Raw genomic sequence first — 495 nt, forward strand, 5'->3', positions numbered from 1 at the left:
GAGAGGGAGAGGGGGGGGGGGGGGGAAGGGGAGAAGGGAGGAGAGAAAAAAGGAGACAGGGGGAAAAAGAAAGGGAAGAGAGGAAAGAAGAAAGAGAGGAAGAGAAGGGAGGAAAGAAGAAGGGAAGGGAGAGGAGGAGAAGGGGGGGAGAGGAGAAAGAGGGGAAGGGGGAGAGGAGAGAAGGGGGGGAGAAGAGGGGGGGGGAAGGAGGAGGAAAAAAAAAAGAGAAGAGGAAAGAAAAAAAAGAAGAAAAAAATGAAAATGAAAAAAAGAACACGAAAAAATAAAAATAGAAGAACGTCGGCAGGGAAAGAAGTGTAAAAGAGACAGGGCAGGAAAATGACCGGGAAGAAGCAGCCTGAAGAGGAGAAGAACGAAGAGACGAAGTGGAGAAAGAACAGCAGCAGGAAGATCGCGAAAGAAAGAACCGGAAAAAAGGCGATAAGAAGGAACGAGGTGAAAAGAAACGTCCAGAAGAAAATCGGCATCTTCATG

At 47.9% G+C, this 495-nt stretch carries 1 protein-coding gene; it reads left to right on the forward strand.

The genetic code is table 11. The features are described from left to right. A partial coding sequence (locus tag A6V37_RS41305) for a hypothetical protein (protein ID WP_208607865.1) occupies window positions 1-287 on the forward strand: 287 nt, incomplete at its 5' end. Window positions 288-495 lie beyond the last annotated feature (208 nt).

It is taken from the genome of Paraburkholderia ginsengiterrae, assembly GCF_001645125.1.
In the GTDB taxonomy this organism is placed as follows: Bacteria; Pseudomonadota; Gammaproteobacteria; order Burkholderiales; family Burkholderiaceae; genus Paraburkholderia; species Paraburkholderia ginsengiterrae.